This window comes from Candidimonas sp. SYP-B2681 (assembly GCF_003971065.1).
Taxonomy (GTDB): Bacteria; Pseudomonadota; Gammaproteobacteria; order Burkholderiales; family Burkholderiaceae_B; genus Pollutimonas.
The window spans coordinates 1-21,750 of record NZ_RYDV01000008.1; the positions used below are offsets into that span (position 1 = coordinate 1).

Genomic DNA, 21,750 nt, shown 5'->3' on the forward strand with positions numbered 1-21,750 from the left:
CGTCGATCACGTCAACAACCTGGGATGGACGGCCTTGCTCGAGGCCATTATCTTGGGTAACGGCGGCGCGCAACACCAGCAAATCGTCGCTCTTTTGCTGAAGGCCGGTGCGAATCCGAATCTGGCCGACCGGGAAGGCATCACGCCGCTGCGCCATGCAAGGTCACATGGCTATCGTGAGATCGAGGAAATGCTGGTCGCCACAGGCGGCTCGCACTGAAGCAGTCCTAATCTGAAGTAATGTGCCATATCTGATGAATAGACTGTCCGTCGAGCTTCTTCACTGAGCCACTGATTAAATCGTCGGATGGCGAGATTGTCACGATGTGCATCGCAATAAGTTCATCATAGCGAAGAGGGGGAAGCGCGCCCAACCGTGTAGAGGCCGCTAAAAGTTCGGTAGGATTTGACCCTACAGCTGCACTTCGGCTAGCCCGATACCATCGAAACTGACTATGACATGGTCGGTGCAGTTCGGTACAGGTAAGATCAGAGTTCCAAACCCGGAGGCAAAAGTTCCAGGCTCAATGGAAATCGCTAACCGTCTCCGTCAATCAATTCTGGAGGTGGACTAAGGATTCATGCAGAGACCCACGTAGTAGTTGTAGCCACATTTATGGCCCGATTGAGTTCCGATATGGTGCAGATAGCCGTTTCTATTCCCGCAGACGCTTTTTGCATAAGCTACCGGATCAGCGCCACAGTATTGGCGCGGCTGGAAAAGCTGCGTTGTCCCAATATCACGTTCGCCAACGCTAAGCTGAAAAATGCTGGGAGGTTTTGATGAGGGTTCGGCAGCGTCTGTCCCTTGAAGTGCGATTGGACCCGTGAAAAGCGTCGGAGTGCCTAAGCCCTGAACTTCGATTGGTTGCCCCGTGACGGGCTCTGCCGGGGCTGTACCCTGCGTCATTGGTGGACTGGTGACGGGCGTCGCTCGGGAGCCGCATCCCCCGAGAAATAACCCACTGAGAATACATAGTGAAACCGGAAGCCATACTGGACGTGTTTTCATTTCGTACTCCGTTTTTAGTGTTTTTTAAACGAAAGTCCATCCTTTTAGGCATGCGAAAGGCCAGATCACTATATCTACGAATACCGAACATTCTGGCCGGAACGCCGGGTATGCGTTGGGCACAGCTATTGAATTACCTTTAATATACCGGTCTCGATAACGCTTGGCTGTAAGCAAGTGATGCGTTTTAAAGTCGCTTTCAAGTAGTCTTCGAATCTACAAGCCTGAGCATCGATGGTTTAAAGTCAGTTTAAATTCGTTATTGCGACCTAGCCTCCCGCGGCCCCGCGTTCTCTAGAGTCGTTCTAAATTAACTTTGAGATGAATTCGAAGGTACATGGCGACTCATGTCGTCGAAAAGGCTTAAGCCCTCATGTTGATTATTAAGGGTTCGACGGCGTAAGAGTTAACGCCCTAATATCAATTGTTTAGGCTAACTATCCTCTAAACCTACAACCCCTCCGACACGCTTCGCTTAACAATCTTCTGATTTCAGTACTTACCAGAGGCGTTTGCCTTCCCATGGCGCTAAACCGTGGGCCGGCGGACTGGAGCAAGGCCGGAACCGGATGCAGTCCGGGCGCGGTGATGGGTTGGTCTACAAAGACATGTTCGAAAACAACGTGCCGTATTACTACGACTGTCCACCCATGAACTTCGCCTGGTACTCACCCGGGGTCCCCCCGGGTTCTCTTCGTTGTCCTGCGGGCTGCGGCTTTCGTTCCCGCCCCTTTCCGTTCGTCCTTCCTTAATCCAGCGCGGCAAGGCGACGAACTCACGGTAACGGTGGCACTCCGGGCCAGACGTAGTACTGCGGATACTGCAAAACCTACAGAAGGTTCGGGATCTTCGGCCCCGGTACCTGTCAGATTTGGTCCTGACTAGAGACTGCTGTGAAGGAACCGCGTTCGGCCAATACTGGCCTTTGGGAACTTACAAACACATTGATAGGGAATGTTACTATCGATACAGCAATTTTTCCCAACGTTGGCGCTGGTCCATAACTACTGATAAGTCTTTGAATGGGTAGTCTTTTCCTTCGAAATTTTTAAGCATGACATTGGACGATTTTTTGGTACTCGTTAAATCAGCCAACCCATTGGAGTTGGCTGAAGAGTCATTGCATCGCAATTTTGTCCATGCAATTCCTGAAGAGGCTACGTACAGCTCTTATTTAGATCAAGTGAGAGGAGACTATCCTTTGGCCGACTGTATAGCGATTATGGGCTCCGGCAATTGGAAATTTAGCTTAAACCCAAAGAATAATTTCAGTGAATACCATATTAAATCAGACATTGACATCGCTGTTGTATGCCGCACAAGCTTCGAACAGACCTGGGCCGAGTTGCGAATTTACCACCGGACAAAATTTTATTCCCTTTCTCATGAGAAAAGAAGCCAACTCAAAAGAAGTGGCGAGAACGTCTACGCTGGGTTCGTGTCTCCGAAATGGATTCCCGATAAACAATCGGGTACAAGATATAAATATATGATTAATACGAACAAATACTCGAACGCAGACGTAGGGTTCCGAGTTGTAAATTTGATGTATTTCAAGAATATCGAAGAGACTTTGGACTATTACGTCCGGGGCTTTCTACATGCACAACAAAGGTAATGAATCATGGAATACGACGTAAGTTTTCAAACGGTCTCTTGGTTCAATGAACGAAAAAATGATGGAACACTCGAGATTAGCCCCAAATTTCAGCGCCGAGCGGTTTGGCTAGAAAAGGAGCGGTCGCAGCTACTTGAGACCATGTTGAATCGGCTCCCATTCCCCGAGATCTATGTGCATGTCGAAACCGACACTAACAGCGGAAAACAAAATTATGCCGTAGTTGACGGGCAACAACGGATTACCTCCATCCTGAAATTTCTAGATAATGAATTTCCCCTTCCGGTGAGTGATTTTTGGGACGGAGAGTATTTTCGAGATTTAAGCGATGAAGTTAAACTAACATTTTGGGATTATAAAATAGTTGTGCGATTTCTTCGGAAAACTAACGATGAAGAAATACGCAGTCTGTTTACAAAGCTCAATACAAACAACATCGCGCTGAACGATCAAGAACTGAGAAACGCTCGCTTCGTTGGCAGATTCAAAGACTTAGCTGAGCGCCTGGCGGACAACCCGTTCTTTCAGGCCTTCGGTCTCTTTACGCCTCGAGATGTTAGGCGGATGCTCGATATTGAATATGTCAGTGAATTACTTACTCGTCAAATTGCTGGTATTAGCAACAAAAAAGATTTATTGGAAAGCCTTTATTATGAATTTGATGAAGAATTTCCGATGGAAGGAGACTATGAAGATGAGTTTAATGTATGCATTAATCTTGTAAGGTCGATAATATCTCCTGATAATCGGGCTATCTTTAAATCAAAAGGGAATTTTTACTCCTTGTTTGGTGTGTGTGTTGAATATTTTCGGGCTACAGCACGCAATCAGTTTTCTCAGAGTGTGAAGATTGAAGAGCAGATTTCAGATCTTGTTCTCCGGGCTAAATCAAATAACTTTGACGATAATATTCCCGACATCGAAGCCTATTCAAGTGTTTCCACGAGATCAACATCTGATAAGTCGCACAGAGCGGAGCGAGAACGAATTTTGCTAGCGATCGTCCGCCAAATTGAAAATTTCTGATAGACATGACGGGTCGCCGTATATTGAGATTCTTTGCTCTTGGGGAGTCGTCGGCTTTTTGGCTTTTTGTTTTGAGTATTCATAAAGGAGCCAGTCACCAACGGAAGCTTCTGGCCGCAAGAAGCGGCTGCAAGCTCAATCCTAACGCATCTGACAGTACATGTCAGATCAAGTCTGAGTTAATACAATTAATCCGTGGCAGTGGGTATTTGACCGATATCATCGGGGGCAGTCCAAGCGTTATGCGGAATAGATGAACGGTAATATGCACTCGGCAATCATATGGTCCCGTCACGCATATGCTTGGCGATTTCGTCGGCAGCCGCTTGGATCTCTTGTGTTTCTTTGAAGCGCCATTCTCGGATGACTTGTAGCGCAGCATTGCACTTCTCGAAGATCTCGATATTCGTCTCGGCCGAATTCAAAGAAAAGCCCGCTCGACCCTTTAATGAGCCTTTCATCCGAACCCAGCGTGTTACCTCCCCGCACTCGACAGCATAGAACGAGTGAACAACTCGATTCCGGAATTCCTCCGCCTTTTCAAGGGCATTGCGCACAACACGCACATTGACCTCTGATAGCTTCGGGGGTTGGGCTCCCCGCTTGGGGAAGAGATCTACGAACAAGTCCACTTTTTGCTTAAAGCTCATCGCGGCTGAAACGAGATACTGATCCTCCTTCTCCCGCATACGAAGCAGTAGAGCTAGTTCTTCTGCGAGCCATTGTTCGATTTGCTGGAACCGAACCACGGTTACGCCAATTGCTCGAAATAAAGCGTCGGTGTGGGCCACTAAGTCACTTTGTCTCATGTAACGCCGCCTCCTAGAGCGATCGATGTTTATTACATCCTGTCGTCTCGCCTGCCCGGGCTTTTTTGATCCAAAGACGGACTATTCTTTAGCCACCACCGTGTCATATAGGCCGTAGGTAACAAGATCCGGATGCGATTCGATACCTGTATAAACAAGCCCTGCATTCTCGTAACGTCGGAACGCAAATACCGCTTGGTTCATTTGCTCAGTGTTGAACACCTTGAGGCTAACCAAAAGATGGAAGTCCTGCACGGTTAGGCCGGTAACGGTGAGGAAAAGCTCTGGCTCCAGCTTGGTTATGACATCCCGTAGTGTGTTCTCTCGGAAGTCGGTCAGGTACATGAACGCAGGGATACGCGTGGCGAACTTGATTAGCTTTTCCTGCACCAGCTTTCGCTTGGATTTGTACTCCTTTTCCTCTTCCGAAAGCTCTATTTTCTCACGCCTCGACAATTCGCCATCCTTGGCCTTGGTTTTCAGGCCCTTGACCTTTTCGCTTTTGTTGATGATGGTTTCAATGATGTTGTCGCCCAGCGAGCGCCAGCCCTCAATGCGCTCCAATGCCGCCATCGCGTCGGAGTTATCGAGGATGCGGCGCAGCGTGCCGTTGTCCACATTCACCAGCAGGGCACTTTCCCACTTGCGGGCCAGCAGCGTGGCCGATGTGCCCGCCATCGCAATGTCCAGAATTCCGCCCGCGTCGATTTGCGTCATGTTGGCGCCGTCAAAAGCCAGCACCGGTAAAAAGGCCACCAAATCCCGCACCGCGTTTTCGGGGTTGGACTCGTTGGGTGACAGGCCAATCCCGTATTCAGATAGCTGCCGCAAGGCCCGCGTGGGCGCAAAGTCAAACACAAAGCACACCGGCTTCAGAATTTCCTCCTCGTTCGGATTGTCACCGTTGGGGTTTTTGATAGACCACGGCGACTGCACCCGAAACGCCGCCTGAAAGTAAGTCTCGGGCGACTTCAGATTGCGCAGCATCAGGATGGATGACCACTGCGCCACTGTCACGCCCGTAGTCAGCTTTCCGCACGACAGCGTGATGGTTTTGGTATCGAACCCGCTGCCAATGGCCCTGCGCACCGGCGGCAGCGCCTCCAAACCAATGCCTGCCGCAGCACCAGCGGCCACAATGACCTGGTAGCCGAGCCAAAAGGTGTTGTGCCGCTCGTTCAGCAAATTCGCCATGGCATGGCAAGCCGCCACATTGGGTAAGAACCAGAGCGAATGCTGTAAATAAGGCAGCAAGCGCACATCTGAATACGGAAATGGTGGTCGCGTGCCTGTTTTGAGCAACTCCGCCGACTGGGCCGCATACGCACCGCGAATGATGTCTAGCCACTTCTGCACGTCGCTCTTGTGCTTGAACTCTGGTTCGGCCCCTGTGCCGGTTGCCTCAAAAAAAGCATTCAGATCAAACTCGTCAAACTCCCCGCCGCTGGCAATCGCAAGTAACTCATCAGGCATTTGGTAGGTCAGCAGCCGCATCTGCGGCAAAGCGGCATAGGGGTTGCGTTGACCTGGTTGATTGGCGGCAAAAGCCTCCTTGGCGCGCTGTTCGTCGGTATAAGTCCAGTTAAAGATTTGCTCCTCAATGAACTCGCCCGTGGCCAGTGCCTTGAAAGGCGTACCTGACAGGTACAAATACGCCCGGGTGGTGATGGGCAAAAACTCGGCTTCCGTGTCCGAGAGCACGTTCAGGTCTTCGTTGATGGCTTCCAACTCGCCCGCATACTCCAGCTTGGCCTCTTTTTTGGCGACGGCGTCGTCTTCACCCTCAAACAACTCCTTGGCCGTGTCGCGCCAGGCACCAAAGTGGTATTCGTCAAACACCACCAAATCCCAATTCAAAGCGTGAAGCCACTCGTTTTTGGGCTTGATGTTGCCTGTTTCTCTTTCGCGCCCCAGTAGATCCTGAAATGAGGCGAAATACACCATTGGTCGGCTGTGATCTATCTGCGTTGGGTCGCTGCCTGCGCTGTGCGACAGGTACTGCCAACCGTTAAAGTCGATATGGTTTTCCAGGTCGGTCTGCCAGGCATCTTCCACTGCCGGTTTGAAGGTCAGCACCAGCACGCGCTTGGTCTGGAGCTTTTTTGCCAACTGGTAGGTGGTAAAGGTTTTGCCAAAGCGCATCTTGGCATTCCACAGAAAGCGCGGGGCAGCGTTGGCATCTTCGGCCCAGATTGATTGGTAGTAGTCTAGTGTTTTGTTGACCGCCTCCAGCTGTTCGTCGCGCAGGCTAAAGGTCTCGTGGTGTGTGCCGTTGAAACGCTGCCCTGTGCGTAATTCGGTCAACACGGTGGTCACATCGGCGAGGGTGCAGCGCACCCATTCCAGCGTGGTGTTCTCAAATCCTTTTTTTACCAGAGCTGAACGCACCTCGTGGTCGGTGAAGATGGAACCGTCGTCGCGCTCGGCGGGCTCGTCCAGCTCGATCGTGAAGTTCTGGATGGCTGCTGTCTTGAGCTGCTCGGCCACGCGCTGCTTCACGTTGCGAGTGGTCTGGCCCACTTTGAGCAGGCCTTGGTGCGCGGGATCGTCAATTGCGTAAGCATAGATGCGCGGGCGGGCGTCGGGTTTGGGAGTGAGGATTTCCTCAATGATGGGTTTATTCATCGTCACTTTCGCCGATGGTGACATCGCCTAACAGGTCCCTTGTCAGCTCCATCGGTCGAACCATCTTTTCGATAAATTCGATCTCACTTGCGGAAATTCCATACTTGGCGTATAGGTCTTCGTCCGTCCATCGCCTTGTCCAGTCTTGCGTAGGCACGAATGTGTAAACCTTGCGCGTGGTGTCCTGGGACGGCTTGTGCAAAAGGATCAGCAGGCGGGTAAAACAACAGGTCAAATAAGACAAGGCGTTTTCGGCTTCGACTTGACTGTTGAACGGACAGATGCAGAGATAGGTTTCGGAGCAGATGCTGCCCGGTTCGCCAATGAAGGGTGTACTGAGAATGCGGTGCGGATAAGTGTCGCGATTGCCGGTGCCCGGTGCGGCGCGGCCTACATAAATCTTCCATTTATCGATGAGTTCGGTGCCAGTGGTTATCGAGTCTTTAGCGATATATGCCGCACCTCCGTTCTGATAAACAACTACGTCACCATCACGTTTGTCAACATTGCCGCGGAAAAAGGTACGTAGCCCGAACGGCCTTAGAGAGCTAACAAGTTGGTCAAATCGCTTGCCTTCCGGCAATCTCAGTGCATTCTCTTGCTGGCCTGCTTGCTCACGCTCGATGGCCATCACTTTTTTCAGAATAGATAGACCTTCATTGAAGCGGATAAAAATGTCTGCCCCGTTTTCCGTAAGTGGACGGGTGGCGGTTGAAACTGGCCAATCCTTGAAATGGGTACTCACGTCGCACAAACCCGGATGGTCACGACTCCAGAGGAAATAGCACACGCCCCCCTTGAGGCCCACGCCAGGAAACACATCTGCCGCGCTGAGATAGTCGTCAATAGAGCGCAGGCGATTGTCGGCGAGCATAGCCTCTCTAAATTCATCCAATCCCTTGCCACCAGAGAACCAGCGCGCAGGAATAACCATCGACAGGTAGCGTGGCTCCAACGCCTTGGCCTGCTCCACGAACAACTGGTATATGGGTGCGCTGCTGGTGCCATAACCACCGTCGGTTAGCTGATACGGTGGGTTGCCAATGATGACGTCGAACTGCATATCGCCTCCAAACAACTCGGTCATACGAGTCTTGATATTATCTGTGTGAATAAATGCGTAAGCGTGAGTTTCTAGCGATTCGCCGCGGTCTAGCGCAGCTTGACTTGCTCCGCAAAAAGTGCATTTATCATTGCTCCAGCTGTGCTCGGTACGATCAAACCAAATGTTGCCCGCATCGCTGGCAAAGCCCTTGGCAATGGAATGCGCGCCATTGGCGTACTTGGAGCAATACACGCTGCGCCGCGCCAGCAAACTGGTCAGGCGTGTGATGCCAATGCCAAACACCTGTCGGCTGAGGATATGGTCTACACGCTCTTGTAGGTCGGGTATCTGCGGCGCTAAGCCTTTGGTGAGCCGACTGGTGATTTCGCGGAGAAAGACGCCTGATTTGGTGAACGGGTCCAGGAACCGCAAAGTTTTGTCCGCCCACGGGCTGGCACCACTGTGGTCTGCGGCCCAGGCATCGGCCAGCATGTCCAACATGCGGTTGGCCAGCTCGGGGGGGGTGAATACCTCATCGTTTGACAGATTGGCGATACAGGTCAGTACGTCAGGGTTGCGGCTGCGGAAGGCGATGGAGGCTTTGGGCTGGCTAGTATTCTGGTTCACTCGGCATCCTTCGGTAGTTGTGCCACATCCTTTTGCATAGATTCGGCGGCCAACTCCACTACCGTCGTTGGTGGGTAGGTCTTGGTCGGGGTGAAGATTTCATGTTTGCCCAAGTGGGCAAAGAGAGAGCCTTCCGTGCTGAAAGCTGACGAGCCCGTGAGAACGTCGAAGCGGAAGTCGCGGCGCTGGAATTTACCTTTGCCTAGATAGCCCCATTCGGCAAAGGTGATGGGCTGGCCGTCGCTGGCGCGCATGGTCAGGGCATCGCCATGGACAAGATTTTCTGTCAGTACGTAAGTGGCGGCGCGATACAGGTCGCTCGACTCACCCAGCTTCAGGTATTCGGCCAGAATATCCAGCATGTTCTTACGGCATTCGACGATATTGTCCGGCAATAGCTCAATGCCGTAGATGCACATTAGTCCTAGCAGTGAATAGTGGCGTTTCTCGAAGTCGGACTTGCCAAACTTCAGTTCGACAGCGGTGAGTTTGCGGCGTAGCACCTGCATGAGAAAGTAGCCGCTGCCGCAGGCTGGCTCCAGAAAACGCGAGTCGATACGCTCCGTCTCGTCCTTCACTAAGTTAAGCATCGCCTCAACCATCCAGGCTGGAGTAAAAACCTCCCCGTGGTCGGCGACGCGTTGTTTGGATTTGACTAGGTTCATATCTTTATGGCGAAAGGGTGCTGGTTTTGTCACACATTGTAGCGGCGAGGTGCGGATAGTAGGTAACCCGCACCAGGATCTCGCCGTAGGTTCCTAATATTTGCTAGAAATCACTCCAGCCGAGTGGTCCTTGGAAGTCACCGGCTGAGGACGACCACGGATGTGGTGAATTCCAGTTGGTGCCGTAGGGGCTGCCACCAATATCGACGCCACCGTAGTCGTCGCCGGTCATTGGCAAGCCTGTTGCAGGATTGATTGGATGCATGATGCTCTCCTTATTAGGGGTTACAAACCCCCGCCGGAAACCGGCGGGATGGGAAGTCAGTCTTCGTTCGGCAGCAGAATCGTGATGACGGGTTTCAAGCTTCGTTGAGAGACCGAGAACATGAGCAACTATTTCATCGGTCGGGAGTTCGGACCGAGGGTCCGTACCGAGCAGACGATGAGTCCGGTGGAGTGCGCCGGTACCGCGGTCTTGGTTGAGGCGGTGGCGAGTTCCGGCGCCTTCTGGGCAAAGTTTCCCCAAGAATGCCCCGATGGCCATGCGACCTGAGGCAACGACACGGACAAGCTTAAAAGAGCAATTGAAGCGGAGATTGAGGGACTGTCATGGCCGCTGCAACGTGGTGATGTCGCTGAAGATGATTTCTTCTGACGCGAAAGCCATCGCTATCTCGTCCAATCAGATTGCGACGTCATGATCGTCGGGCAATACAGTCTAGATTTCATCGGTGATGCCTTGAGGTATTTCATAGTAAGTGCCATGCTAAGGGTTGCTCAATAAAGGAACGGAAGTATGAGTACTTGCTTTGTTTGTAGTGACCCGGCGGATAGCGACGAACACATTATTCCAAAGTGGCTTCAAAGCGATATAACCTGTGGAACGAGCGTATCAAGTTGCCTAATGATTCGACCATGCCCCACCGGCAATTGAAGATCCATTGCTGCAAGCGTTGCAACAACGAAGTGCTCTCACAACTTGAATCCAAAGTTCAAACTGGCAAAGCCACTGATCAAGAGTTGTGGAAATGGGCTGCGAAGATCCACTATGGACTCACACGAAAAGACGACTTTCGTGCGTGGGATCGGCGCCACCCAGAATACACGATCGGCCAGGTACTGAGTCGAAACGATCCACTTGAACTAGACCGGCATTTCGTTCATAGTATTCACGGAGAATTTCGTACGCATCCTGATTCCTTCGGCTCAGTATTCCGCTTCGATTTTGACGAGGAAGTCCCGACTTCAATTTTGCTCATCTAATTGCCCCTGGGGGCATGGCAATTTGCTTTGGAAAGTTTGGCTATGTCGTTTTCATTAACGACACAGGAACTTTGCGTCGACAGCCCAGCGTTGAAAACTCATATCAACAACATCTCTCCAATACTCACTCTGGGAAGATGATGAATTTCTTTGCTAATGCGTGGGTACATCTATACAGGCACCGAACCAGTTTCCCCTTTTGATGGCGGCGAACTCAATTACACTTATTGCAGCTCCGAAGTTGATTGAGGAGCGTGAGTTCACGCACGAGCAGTACAAAGAACTCTGGTCTTATCTTACGGGAAATCCGGATGCCGGGATTGTGGGAAATTTGGAGTACCACGCTACCAACGGCAGGTGACCCGAGAAGACTCGCCGCGGGCCTAATCGTCGGTGCTCCTCGCAGACATGTAGCGCCTCCCCGCATCCCGATGTAGGATTCGTCAAAGTCGGGATGCAGGCAATGTGAAAGTCCGCTTGGGGTCGAGGCTGTGTGGAAACGTATTGGAATTCTGAGCATGTGCACCGTTCGGCAGTGAGCACGCCGTTGATCATACGCCGCGATCCAACTTACTTATGTGTTGAGCAGCCTTGTAAACGAGGGTTTGGCCCCTTTTCGCTAGCTTCAACAACGCATAAAAGGGCTCAAGCCCCTGCCAACCTGATCGCTTTCATCGTTCCAGCGATGCCCAACATGCTAATCAACCGCTTCAGGTTGTAGGCGAGCACATGCAAGCTCATCTCGGTACTCACATGTTCGAGCGTGCGCGTCAGGAAGTGCGTTGAACCCATCCAATGCTTGAGCGTCCCGAACACATGCTCGACCGTGCGCCGTCGAAGCGTCATGGCATCTGGCTTGCGATCCAGGCGTTGCTGAACTTGCTCCAGCACCTCTTCATGTTCCCAGCGGCGGATACGTCGATAGCTGCTGGTCGTGCACTGTTGTTTGATGGGGCATTGAGGACAAGCACTTGGCCAGTAGATATGCAGACCCAGGCCCTTCTCCACCGTAGTGAACCTGTGGATCGCCCGCTCTCCGGCAGGGCACTGGTACTCATCGTCCTGCGCGATGTAAATGAAGTCGGTCTTGTCGAAACGTCCTTCGGCTTTGGCGTTGGACGTCATGGGTTTGGGTACGAACACGGCAATGCCAGCGTCCTCGCAGGCCTTAATCTCCAAGCCGTTGAAGTAGCCACGGTCGGCGAACGCTTGCAGACTCTGGTGTCCGATAGCTTCACCGGCCACACGAGCCATCTTACTCAGTTGCGTCCGATCATTCCCTATATTCGTGACCTCATGAGCAACGATCAGATGATGCTCTGCATCGACGGCCGTCTGTACGTTGTAGCCCACCAAGCCCGATCCCTTGGCCTGGGAGATCATTGAGCGTGCGTCGGGATCCGTCAGCGATATTTGCCCGTCGGGGACGGTTTTTAACTGCTCCTTGATCCCGTTGAGTTGCCGCATTTGCTCGCGCAGCGTCCCAATCTTCTCTTGCGGCCGATCGGTCTTGGCCTCGGCCTCCACCGGCTGGGTTCTGTCGGCGGTCTCCAGAGCATCAAGATAGCGCTGGATACTCTGCTCGATTTGTTCCTGGCGCCTGTCGATCTTATTTGGTGTGACGTTGCGGTCGCGGCTGTTGACCGCCTTGAACTTGCTACCGTCGATGGCAACAATGGCTTGTGAGAAGATCCTTAACTGGCGACACATGGCGACGAAGCGCTTGCAGACATTGCGGATGCCAGGGCCGTTGTTGCGACGGAAGTCAGCAATGGTTTTGAAGTCTGGCGCCAATCGGCCCGTGAGCCACATCAGCTCGACATTGCGTTGTGCTTCTCGCTCAAGCCGACGGCTGGACTGGATACGGTTAAGGTACCCGTAGATGTAGAGCTTTAGCAGTACAGCGGGGTGATAGGCGGGGCGCCCCGTCGCCGCAGGATCGACACCACTGAAGCCAAGCGACTGTAGATCAATCTCATCGACGAAGATATCGACAACGCGCACCGGGTTGTCCTCGCCAATGAAATCGTCCAGGCACTCGGGCAGCAACGTAAACTGACTTCGGTCCTCGCCTTCGATAAATCGCTTCATCGGCCACCTCGCTTAAACGGGTTGGCTCATTTTAATTGGGATCAGGCGAGCAGCGAAGGGTTTTCACACAGCCTCGGTCGATAGCAGGCGTTTTTATGTATGCAGCCTATCTAGCTTCCCCACCAAATCCTCAGCCCTTAAATGCGTATACCGCTTCAGCATCTGCATAGACTTATGTCCGCTGATCGCTGCAACTTCCTGATCCGACAGCGCAGCCTCCACTAGCCGACTAACGGCCTGATGTCGCAAATCATGAAACCGAAAATCCACCACGCCAGCCGTTTTCTTTGCGTCATTCCAGGCTTTATCAAATAGATAAGGCCTTCGCATACCATCCTTGCCAGGTTCACCAAAGAACACCAGGTCGGTTTCCGGTGGACGTAACGGATTATCAAGCGCCGCCTGAAACGTGTTTGTCGCAGCCTTGGTTAGCGGCATGGTACGTGGCGACGAATTCTTGGTGTTTTCCAGCCGTACCACACGTTTTTGCATATCGACCTGGCCAACCCGCACCCCGGCAATCTCAGACAACCGCATCCCCGTTTCTAGCGCAATCCTCACAATCCAGCTAAACATTGGATTCGAATAGGCATCCACAGCAGCCAGTAGCCGTCTATTCTCGGCGGGCGTCAGGCGCCGATTACGTCCAGCACCCGGAGCCGGGCGGCGAATACTAGATACGGGATTGAACGGCAGCCCAATACCCCATTCCTTGATGGCTACGGTAAACAAATGGCCGAGCAAGGCTGGCTCTAGGCGTACCGTGTTATTCCTACGCGGAACGCGCTTGCCATTCTCGTCTTCATCGCCAGCCAGACGAGCATCCCGGTACTGGGCAACAATGTCAGCACTAAGCGCCGCCAACGAATATTTACCCAAATGCTTGATCAGCGCCTGGGCTTTCTTATGCTCACCGATTTGTGTAGATTGGCGTTTGGTAGGGGTCACTTCGCGCAAGTAACGCTTTAGCGCCGTCTTAACGGTCATTCCTTCGGCAGGAGCTCGCTGGATATACATTCCGCGTACCATTTCATCTTCAGTACGGCGCGCCCAATCTTCGGCATCTCTTTTAGTACGGAACGTTTTAGCGGTAGCAGGCCAGCCAGTTTTGCGGATTAATACCTTCCAGGCACCGAAGGTGTCTTGACGATAGCGGCCATAAAGGCTCCGAACGATGCTCAACGCCGCACCACTGCACCGAAACGGTACCTAACTATCAATCGTTGGAAATCCCCCAGTCTTGGGGTAGAAGCTGTGAATCGCGCTAGTGTTTTCTAAACACTAAGGATTTTAGATGATGGTGCCCGGGGCCGGAATCGAACCGGCACGCCTCGCGGCGGGGGATTTTGAGTCCCCTGCGTCTACCAATTTCACCACCCGGGCAGTTCAAGCAGATCGCTCTGTAAGACACAGAGCGTGGCAGAAAGGCGTAATTATACGCACACTTGAAAAATTTCGCATTGCCCCCACAGTATTTGAACGTCCAGCCTTGTGTCGGCCCCTCGGGCATGGCGGTATTTCTTGGTGAATTCGCTGTTGTTCGGGACAGGAAAACGCCGATAGTGCTGGTCAAATAAGCTGTGATCGCCCGTGCCGGGCCTGGTCCAGCTATTTGTTTTTATTGAATAATCAACTTTTTTGCGTGGTCCAACAATGAGTCAAACTGATACGCCCGTCTCCTCGTCAGAAACCTTGGGCTTTCAAGCCGAAGTGAAGCAGTTGCTGCATTTGATGATTCACTCGATGTATAGCAATAAAGATATTTTCCTGCGCGAACTGGTATCGAACGCGTCGGACGCCTGCGATAAATTACGTTTTGAAGCAATCGACCACCCCGAAATGCTCGAAGGCGATGGCGAGCTGCGTATCCGGGTCGAATACGATAAGGATCAGCGCACCATCACTATCTCCGATAACGGTATCGGCATGTCCCGCGAGGACGCGGTGTCGCATTTGGGTACCATCGCTCGTTCGGGCACCAAGGAATTTTTCTCGCACCTTACCGGCGACAATCAAAAAGACGCTCAGCTTATTGGTCAGTTCGGCGTGGGCTTTTATTCCGCCTTCATCGTGGCCAAGAAGGTGCAGGTGTTAAGCCGTCGTGCCGGTGTCGACGCGACGGAAGCGGTAATGTGGGAATCCGAAGGCGAGGGCGACTTCAGGGTTGCGCCGGTTGAAAAGGCCGATCGCGGTACTTCGGTCACCCTGTATCTGCGCGACGATGAAGACGAATACCTGAATGGCTGGAAGCTGCGCGAAATACTGCGCCATTATTCCGACCATATTTCCCTGCCTATCCAGATGCAAAAAGAGGAATGGGACAGCGAAAAAGCGGAACAGGTCAAGAAGAACGAATGGGAAACCGTGAACCAGGCCAGCGCGCTATGGACACGTTCCAAGTCTGACATCACCGACGAGCAGTACAAAGAGTTCTACAAGCATATTGCCCACGATTACGACGATCCCCTAGCGTGGACGCATAACCGGGTGGAAGGGCGCAGCGAATATACGCAGCTGTTGTTTATCCCCAAACATGCGCCGATGGATCTGTGGGATCGCGACGGTCGTCGTGGGGTCAAGCTGTATGTGAAGCGCGTGTTCATCATGGACGACGCTGAACAGTTGCTGCCAAATTACCTACGCTTCGTGCGCGGGGTCATCGATACGTCCGACCTGCCGTTGAACGTGTCGCGCGAAATCTTGCAGGAAAGCCGCGACGTGCGGGTGATTCGCGAAGGGTCGTCCAAACGCATCTTGTCCATGCTGGAAGACTTGGCTGAAAACCAACCCGAGCAGTATGCCGAGTTCTGGACGCAGTTTGGCCAGGTGCTGAAAGAAGGCGCGGGCGAAGACGCGGCCAACAAGGAACGCATTGCCAAGCTGCTGCGCTTTGCCTCCACCCATGGCGATAGTGCTGCGCAAACGGTGTCGTTTGCCGATTACGTGTCGCGCATGAAAGAAGGTCAGGACAAGATCTATTACGTCAGCGGCGAGTCCTACGGGGCCGCCAGCAACAGCCCGCATCTGGAAATCTTCCGCAAAAAGGGCCTGGAAGTCCTGATATTGTCCGACCGTGTCGATGAATGGATGTTGTCGTACCTGCGCGATTTCGACGGCAAGCACCTCACTTCTATCGCCAAGGGCGGCCTCGATCTTGATCAGTTGGCCGACGAAGAAGAAAAGAAACATCAGGCTGAAGTGGCCGAAACCTTCAAGCCGCTGGTCGAACGCCTGAAGACGGCCTTGGCCGACAAGGTCAAGGAGGTTCGCGTAACGGGTCGCTTGGTGGATTCACCCGCTTGCGTGGTGGTCGACGAAAACGAACTTAGCCCGCACCTGATGCGCATGCTGCAGGCGGCCGGTCAACCTGCGCCTGACGTCAAGCCGGTTCTGGAGATCAATCCGGAACACGCGCTGATCGCCCGCATGCAGAATGCAGGCGACGCTGACTTTGGTGAATGGGCGTCCTTGCTGTTGGATCAGGCCATGTTGGCCGAAGGCGGCAACTTGGCTGACCCCGCTGCGTTCGTGAAACGCATGAACCGTCTGCTGCTCAGTCCTGCAGCGTAAAGGCGTTTAGGGCTGGCGTTATACCGGCGGCAACTGCCGCCGCAGCCAGCCGTTCTCGCGTCCAAAGCGGTTCCAGTCGAATGCGGGGCCTGGGTCCGTCTTGCGGCCCGGGGCGATATGCTCGTGGCCCCTGACCGCCCTCAAGGGGTGCCGCCTGCGCAGGGCCGGCAGCAGCCGGTTTAGCGCGCGGTATTGTTCTGCAGCATAAGGCGTGGTGTCCGTGCCTTCCATTTCTATGCCTATCGAGAAATCGTTGCAGCGTTCGCGACCGCCAAACGACGATACGCCGGCGTGCCAGGCGCGCTTGTGGGTGGACACAAACTGCACGATTTCGCCATCCCTGCGCACCAGGAAATGGGCGGACACTTTCAGGCCGCGCAGTCTCGGCAGCCAGGGGTGAGAGGCGTAGTCCAGCCGATTCAAAAACAGGTCGATGACCTCCGTGCCGCCAAAGACGCCGGGCGGCAGGCTGATGTTATGCATGATCAGCAGGAAGGCGTCGTCGCCATTGGGGCGGGCGTCGTGGTTGGGCGATGGCAGGCGTTGAACACCCGCGTTGTCTTGCAACCAGCCGTGCCTGTCGAGCACGAGCCGGTTCATTGCCGTACGCCCAGCTTGGCGTGTTCAGTGCTGCACCAGATATGGCCGTCGCTAAGCACCGCTTCTGATCGCGGCATGTGAATGCCGCAGTGTTCGCACCTGACCATGGCTTCGGCGTGTTCCACCGGCGGGGCGCCGCGCTTCTTGGCTTGCTTGGGCCGGCTGTCGCTTTGCTCTCTTGCGTTATAACTGGCGACGATGCGAATTAACAGCAGGGCGCCGATAATGATGACGATCCAGAATAATACTTTTCCCACATTAGCCTCGTTGCAAAATAACGTCGAGCACAAAACGGCTGCCGGTATAAGACAGCAACAAGAAAGCGAAACCAGCCAGCGTCCAGCGCAGGGCGATGCGGCCGCGCCAGCCCCGTAGGTGCCGGCCTAGCAGCAAAATTCCGAAGGTAACCCAAGACAACAACGTGAAGACGGTTTTATGGTCCATGGGCAGCAGCTGATCGGTCAGCCGCATCGATACGACGGCGCCAGTAATCACGGTAAGCGTCAATATCGCAAAGCCGATCAAGATCAGTCGAAACAGCAGCACTTCCTGCAGCAGCAGGGGCGGCAGGGTGTCTAATGCCCGCCCTAAAACGCTGCGATTGGATTCTTGCTCGATGGGCCGGTGTAACTGGCGGTCAAGGGCAGTCATTAGCATCGCTTGCAGGGCGGCGACCGTGATCAGGGCATACGCCATCAATGCGATAATCAAATGGATGCGCAGCCACTCGCTGCCCGCGTGCGCCACAACGTGCCCGTTAGGCGACAGCGCCGCCAACACCGACGCCACGGTTGCGGCGGGGAGTAAAATGAGCAGCAAGCCGTCGATACGCATGACCAGGCTTTCCAGCCAGAATATGACCATGCCCATCCAGATGGCCGCCGATAGGGCAAGCGCCCAATTCAAGTGCAGGCTATGCTGTGGCAGTATGGCTTGGGCCAGGGCCGCTCCGTGCAGTACGATGGCTCCGGCCAGGCAAACCCGGCGTACTTTGCCGGTAGAAACCTGGGCTCCGCCCTTGCTTAGCGGCCGCCAAAGCGAAATGGCCAACACAGCGTATGCCAGTGTGGCCAGCAAGTGAAATACAATGCCTGCAGACATAGTCCCTTAATGTTCTGGTTATTACAGTACCGGGCAAGCCCTAAGCGGACCATTTTAGACCGTATACAGCAAGATCAACTAGTTTAAGCGAAACCATCGTTATGCTCGACAATCTGACCCAACGTCTTTCCCGCGTTGTTAAAACCATGCGAGGCGAGGCCCGCCTGACCGAGGCCAACACGCAAGACATGTTGCGTGAAGTGCGCATGGCCCTTCTGGAAGCCGACGTGGCGCTTCCTGTGGTGCGCGATTTCATCACGCGGGTCAAAGAAAAGGCCTTGGGGCAAGACGTCGCGGGCAGTTTGAACCCGGGCCAGGCGCTGGTCGGTATTGTCCATAAGGAACTCACGGCCCTGATGGGGGGCGACCTGGGCAGCGACGCCGGCGAATTGTCGCTGGCCACCCAGCCTCCGGCGGTCATCCTTATGGCAGGTTTGCAGGGGGCCGGTAAAACGACCACCACCGGCAAGCTGGCCAAATGGCTAAGCGAAGGCGGCCACGTCCAGAACGGTCGCAAAACCGGCAAGAAAAAAGTGCTGGTGGTCAGTGCCGACGTGTATCGCCCGGCCGCTATCGAGCAGCTGAAAACGGTGGCCGCGCAGGTCAAGGTCGATTTCCTGCCGTCCGACAATACCCAAAAGCCGGAAGACATTGCCTTCGGCGCCATCGATTACGCCAAGCGCCACCATTACGACGTGCTGATCGTCGACACGGCCGGCCGCCTGGGCATAGACGATGCCATGATGCGCGAAATTCGGGCGCTGCACGACCTCCTGAAGCCCATCGAGACCCTGTTCGTGGTCGACGCCATGCAAGGGCAAGATGCGGTCAATGTGGCCAAGGCCTTTGCCGATGCCTTGCCGCTGACTGGCGTTGTGCTGACCAAAATGGATGGCGATGCGCGCGGCGGCGCGGCCCTGTCGGTACGCCACGTTACCGGCAAGCCCTTGAAGTTCGTGGGTTTGTCTGAAAAGCTGGATGGTCTTGAGCCCTTTTACCCGGAACGCATGGCGCAACGCGTGCTGGGCATGGGCGATATCGTCTCGCTGGTCGAGCAGGCGCAAAAGAATATTGACATGGCCGATGCTGAAAAGCTGGCGGCCAAGATCAAGTCGGGAAACCGCTTCGACCTTAACGATTTCCGCGACCAATTGCAGCAGGTCAAGAAAATGGGCGACATGAGCTCACTGCTTGAAAAATTGCCGGCCCAATTCGCCCAGGCGGCGGGGCAACTGCAGGGCGGTCAGGCCGAAAAGCAATTGCGCCGTACTGAAGGTATTTTGAATTCCATGACACCGCAGGAACGCGCCAAGCCCGAGCTACTGAAAGCCTCGCGCAAGCGCCGCATTGCGGCAGGCGCTGGCGTGCCGGTTCAGGAAGTCAATCGTATGCTCTCGCAATACGATCAAATGCAGGGCATGATGAAACAGATGAAGAAGGGCGGCATGGCCAAAATGATGCGCGCCATGGGCGGCATCAAGGGCTTGACCAAAGGCGGCTTCGGCGGCTTGCGCTAGTCAGGCCTTATTCGGCTTCCAGATCAGACGCCAAGGCAACGCGCATACCTTACTGTCGTAAGGCAAGCGAAGCCCACACAGGGCACGGTTGATCCGGAAATGGAATTAGCCGCCGCCTACGGCGACGACGATCTCGATCTGGTCCCCGTCGGCCACGGCGGTGTTGCCATGCTGGCTTTTAGGGACGATGTCGCCATTGGCTTCCACGGCAATGCGTTTGCCCTGGTAGCCCAGAAACGCGATCAGCTCGGCAATGGTATTGACCTGATCAAGCTGCTGAGGCTTGCCATTGAGGGTGATGTTCATTTCTTGAGTCCAAATAAATCTAAATAGGTAAAGCAACCCAACGCCTGCCACGACAGCGGCATTGGGCGGTTTCGTTTAGGCGGGCAGGCCGCAGGGCACACTGAACTTGTCGGTTGCAGCAATCAGTTTAGCCAGTATGCCCGGTTCGTCGAAAGCATGGCCGGCGTCGTTGACCAGATGGAATTCGGCTTGCGGCCAGGCCTTGTGCAGTTCCCAGGCGGTTTTGACGGGTGTGCAGGCGTCGTAGCGGCCTTGAATGATGACACCCGGTATGGAGTGCAGCAAATGCGCGTTACGCAGCAGCTGGCCTTCTTCCATAAACCCCTTGTGAACGAAATAGTGGTTCTCGATCCGGGCGAAGGCCAGCGCTGACTCGTCGTCCGCATGCTCGGCCAGGTGCGCCGCATTCGGCAGCAGGGTAATGGTATGGCTTTCCCACTGCGTCCAGGCCTGCGCGGCTTCGACCTTTGCCTTGCGGTCGTCGCCGGTCAGACGTTTCCGGTAGGCGGTGATCAAGTCATGGCGTTCATTTTCCGGAATTGGCGCTAAGTAGTTTTCCCAATGATCGGGGAACAACCACGAGGCGCCTTCCTGATAAAACCACTGCAGTTCTTCGTGCCTGACGGTGAAAATGCCGCGCACGATAAGCTCGCTGACCCGATGCGGATGAGTCTGCGCATAGGCCAGGCCCAGCGTTGATCCCCACGATCCGCCAAACACCAACACCTTTTCTGTCTTGAGCACTTCGGTGCGCAGCCGTTCAATATCGGCGACCAAATCCCAGGTGGTGTTGTTTTCCAGGCTGGCATGGGGCACAGACCGGCCGCAGCCGCGCTGATCGAACAGCAAAACGTTATAGCGTTGCGGATTGAACAGCCGCCGGTGTGCGGGCGAGCAGCCTCCGCCGGGACCGCCGTGCAGGAAGATTGCCGGCTTCCCGTCGGGATTGCCGCAAAGCTCCCAGTACACCTGATGACCGTCTTTAGTATTTAAAAAGCCTTGGGAATAGGGTTGGATCTCGGGGTACACGTCAACATCCCTTTATTGTGATGCGCGGGCGGCGGCGAAACGGCCGCCATCCCTTACACCGTTACTTACGAGTGAAGATTAAATCCCAGACGCCATGACCGAGTCGCAAGCCGCGTGTCTCGAATTTGGTTTGTGGACGAAATTCAGGTCGCATTGCATATCCGCCCGGGGCGGTGTTGACCAGCCGGGGCTCGTCGCTTAATACCGCCAGCATTTGTTCGGCATAATTTTCCCAGTCGGTGGCGCAGTGTATATAGCCGCCCGGCGCGATACGGCTTGCCAGCAGCGATATAAACGCTGGCTGGATCAGACGGCGCTTGTGGTGACGTTTCTTCGGCCACGGGTCGGGAAAGTAAATATGCACGCCAGCCAAGGAATCGGGCGCGATCATGTCGCGGGCGACTTCGACGGCATCGTGTTGAATGATGCGAATATTGGTCTGACCTGATTCCTCGATGCGTTTCAGCAGGGCGCCTACGCCTGCATTGAAGACTTCAACGCCCAGAAAGTTGTCTTCGGGGCGGGCCGCCGCAATCTTTTGCGTGGTTTCGCCCATGCCAAAGCCAATTTCCAAAACGGTTGGCGCTGCCCTTGCGAACACCTTGGCAAAGTCCAGGGTGGCACGGCGGTAGGGAAGGGACCACTGCGGCAACAGGCGGTCCAGGGCTTCTTTTTGCCCGGGGGTGATATGCGCACGCCTGTGCACAAAACTGCGAATATGACTGGTGCCCGAAGGCGCTGTCGAGGTGGTGACAAGGTCGGAGGGTACTTCGGTTGTGGTTTCTGTCTGCAGGTCGGCGTGGGCTTCGGTCATCAAATTAGCGATAGGTAGAGAAGTCATATTAA

General features: G+C 54.2%; 16 protein-coding genes, 1 tRNA gene and 1 pseudogene. 4 read left to right on the top strand and 14 right to left on the bottom strand.

The features are described 5' to 3' along the window. Positions 1–220: ankyrin repeat domain-containing protein (locus tag EKL30_RS15855; RefSeq protein WP_199748590.1), on the top strand; the 220-nt coding region annotated here is incomplete at its 5' end. 2,416 nt (positions 221–2,636) lie between these two features. Next, a complete protein-coding gene (locus EKL30_RS15860; protein WP_126708227.1) occupies positions 2,637–3,656 on the top strand; it encodes a DUF262 domain-containing protein in 1,020 nt (339 codons plus the stop codon). 278 nt (positions 3,657–3,934) lie between these two features. Here the strand turns inward: EKL30_RS15860 and EKL30_RS15865 are convergent, their stop codons facing one another. The 8 genes and pseudogenes from EKL30_RS15865 to EKL30_RS15900 form a co-directional block, all read right to left on the bottom strand. Beyond that, positions 3,935–4,465 carry a hypothetical protein gene (locus tag EKL30_RS15865; protein ID WP_126708228.1) on the bottom strand — a complete coding sequence of 177 codons (531 nt, stop codon included), beginning with the start codon at positions 4,463–4,465 and terminating at the stop codon, positions 3,935–3,937. Between the two features lie 81 nt (positions 4,466–4,546). After that, positions 4,547–7,090: a DEAD/DEAH box helicase family protein gene (locus tag EKL30_RS15870; protein ID WP_126708229.1), complete on the bottom strand. Its 2,544-nt coding sequence runs from the start codon at positions 7,088–7,090 to the stop codon at positions 4,547–4,549. Continuing rightward, positions 7,083–8,762 carry an Eco57I restriction-modification methylase domain-containing protein gene (locus EKL30_RS15875; RefSeq protein ID WP_233583181.1) on the bottom strand — a complete coding sequence of 560 codons (1,680 nt, stop codon included), beginning with the start codon at positions 8,760–8,762 and terminating at the stop codon, positions 7,083–7,085. The genes EKL30_RS15870 and EKL30_RS15875 overlap by 8 nt, the downstream gene beginning before the upstream one ends. After that, positions 8,759–9,460, bottom strand: a complete 702-nt coding sequence (locus EKL30_RS15880) for an N-6 DNA methylase (protein ID WP_233583183.1) — start codon at positions 9,458–9,460, stop codon at positions 8,759–8,761. Before EKL30_RS15880 ends, EKL30_RS15875 begins: the two co-directional genes overlap by 4 nt. A 70-nt stretch (positions 9,461–9,530) precedes the next feature. Beyond that, positions 9,531–9,692, bottom strand: a complete 162-nt coding sequence (locus EKL30_RS15885) for a peptidase (RefSeq protein ID WP_233583185.1) — start codon at positions 9,690–9,692, stop codon at positions 9,531–9,533. A gap of 1,643 nt (positions 9,693–11,335) precedes the next feature. Next, positions 11,336–12,781 carry an IS1182 family transposase gene (locus EKL30_RS15890; protein ID WP_126708230.1) on the bottom strand — a complete coding sequence of 482 codons (1,446 nt, stop codon included), beginning with the start codon at positions 12,779–12,781 and terminating at the stop codon, positions 11,336–11,338. A 93-nt stretch (positions 12,782–12,874) separates the two neighbouring features. Further along, positions 12,875–13,941 (bottom strand): annotated as a pseudogene (locus EKL30_RS15895) (site-specific integrase). 138 nt (positions 13,942–14,079) lie between these two features. Next, a tRNA-Leu gene (locus EKL30_RS15900) sits at positions 14,080–14,164 on the bottom strand. 270 nt (positions 14,165–14,434) lie between these two features. Here EKL30_RS15900 and htpG point away from each other — a divergent pair. After that, positions 14,435–16,351 carry a molecular chaperone HtpG gene (gene htpG / locus EKL30_RS15905; RefSeq protein ID WP_126708231.1) on the top strand — a complete coding sequence of 639 codons (1,917 nt, stop codon included), beginning with the start codon at positions 14,435–14,437 and terminating at the stop codon, positions 16,349–16,351. 18 nt (positions 16,352–16,369) lie between these two features. Here the strand turns inward: htpG and ampD are convergent, their stop codons facing one another. From ampD to EKL30_RS15920, 3 genes are read right to left on the bottom strand one after another with little or no spacing between them, the layout of a single operon-like run. After that, on the bottom strand, positions 16,370–16,951 hold the full coding sequence (ampD, locus tag EKL30_RS15910; protein WP_126708232.1) for a 1,6-anhydro-N-acetylmuramyl-L-alanine amidase AmpD: 582 nt from the start codon (positions 16,949–16,951) through the stop codon (positions 16,370–16,372). Continuing rightward, positions 16,948–17,208, bottom strand: a complete 261-nt coding sequence (locus EKL30_RS15915; RefSeq protein ID WP_126708233.1) for a PP0621 family protein — start codon at positions 17,206–17,208, stop codon at positions 16,948–16,950. Before EKL30_RS15915 ends, ampD begins: the two co-directional genes overlap by 4 nt. A gap of 1 nt (position 17,209) precedes the next feature. After that, positions 17,210–18,052, bottom strand: a complete 843-nt coding sequence (locus EKL30_RS15920) for an inner membrane protein YpjD (RefSeq protein ID WP_126708234.1) — start codon at positions 18,050–18,052, stop codon at positions 17,210–17,212. A 101-nt stretch (positions 18,053–18,153) separates the two neighbouring features. Between EKL30_RS15920 and ffh the strand changes: the two genes are divergently transcribed. Next, positions 18,154–19,569: a signal recognition particle protein gene (gene ffh / locus EKL30_RS15925; protein WP_126708235.1), complete on the top strand. Its 1,416-nt coding sequence runs from the start codon at positions 18,154–18,156 to the stop codon at positions 19,567–19,569. Positions 19,570–19,674: 105 nt separating this feature from the next. Here the strand turns inward: ffh and thiS are convergent, their stop codons facing one another. The 3 genes from thiS to trmB form a co-directional block, all read right to left on the bottom strand. Next, a complete protein-coding gene (gene thiS / locus EKL30_RS15930) occupies positions 19,675–19,875 on the bottom strand; it encodes a sulfur carrier protein ThiS (RefSeq protein ID WP_126708236.1) in 201 nt (66 codons plus the stop codon). Positions 19,876–19,950: 75 nt separating this feature from the next. Beyond that, complete coding sequence (gene pip / locus EKL30_RS15935) at positions 19,951–20,904, bottom strand: prolyl aminopeptidase (protein WP_126708237.1); 954 nt, start codon at positions 20,902–20,904, stop codon at positions 19,951–19,953. Between the two features lie 61 nt (positions 20,905–20,965). Continuing rightward, positions 20,966–21,745: a tRNA (guanosine(46)-N7)-methyltransferase TrmB gene (trmB, locus tag EKL30_RS15940; protein ID WP_370246277.1), complete on the bottom strand. Its 780-nt coding sequence runs from the start codon at positions 21,743–21,745 to the stop codon at positions 20,966–20,968. Positions 21,746–21,750: the final 5 nt, after the last annotated feature.

Coding starts and splice junctions, on each gene's coding strand:
- EKL30_RS15920 (WP_126708234.1), bottom strand. CDS start 18,052: ATGTCTGCAGGCATTGTATTTCACTTGCTGGCCACACTGGCATACGCT.
- EKL30_RS15860 (WP_126708227.1), top strand. CDS start 2,637: ATGGAATACGACGTAAGTTTTCAAACGGTCTCTTGGTTCAATGAACGA.
- thiS (WP_126708236.1), bottom strand. CDS start 19,875: ATGAACATCACCCTCAATGGCAAGCCTCAGCAGCTTGATCAGGTCAAT.
- EKL30_RS15885 (WP_233583185.1), bottom strand. CDS start 9,692: ATGCATCCAATCAATCCTGCAACAGGCTTGCCAATGACCGGCGACGAC.
- EKL30_RS15870 (WP_126708229.1), bottom strand. CDS start 7,090: ATGAATAAACCCATCATTGAGGAAATCCTCACTCCCAAACCCGACGCC.
- htpG (WP_126708231.1), top strand. CDS start 14,435: ATGAGTCAAACTGATACGCCCGTCTCCTCGTCAGAAACCTTGGGCTTT.
- ampD (WP_126708232.1), bottom strand. CDS start 16,951: ATGAACCGGCTCGTGCTCGACAGGCACGGCTGGTTGCAAGACAACGCG.
- trmB (WP_370246277.1), bottom strand. CDS start 21,745: ATGACTTCTCTACCTATCGCTAATTTGATGACCGAAGCCCACGCCGAC.
- EKL30_RS15865 (WP_126708228.1), bottom strand. CDS start 4,465: ATGAGACAAAGTGACTTAGTGGCCCACACCGACGCTTTATTTCGAGCA.
- EKL30_RS15890 (WP_126708230.1), bottom strand. CDS start 12,781: ATGAAGCGATTTATCGAAGGCGAGGACCGAAGTCAGTTTACGTTGCTG.
- ffh (WP_126708235.1), top strand. CDS start 18,154: ATGCTCGACAATCTGACCCAACGTCTTTCCCGCGTTGTTAAAACCATG.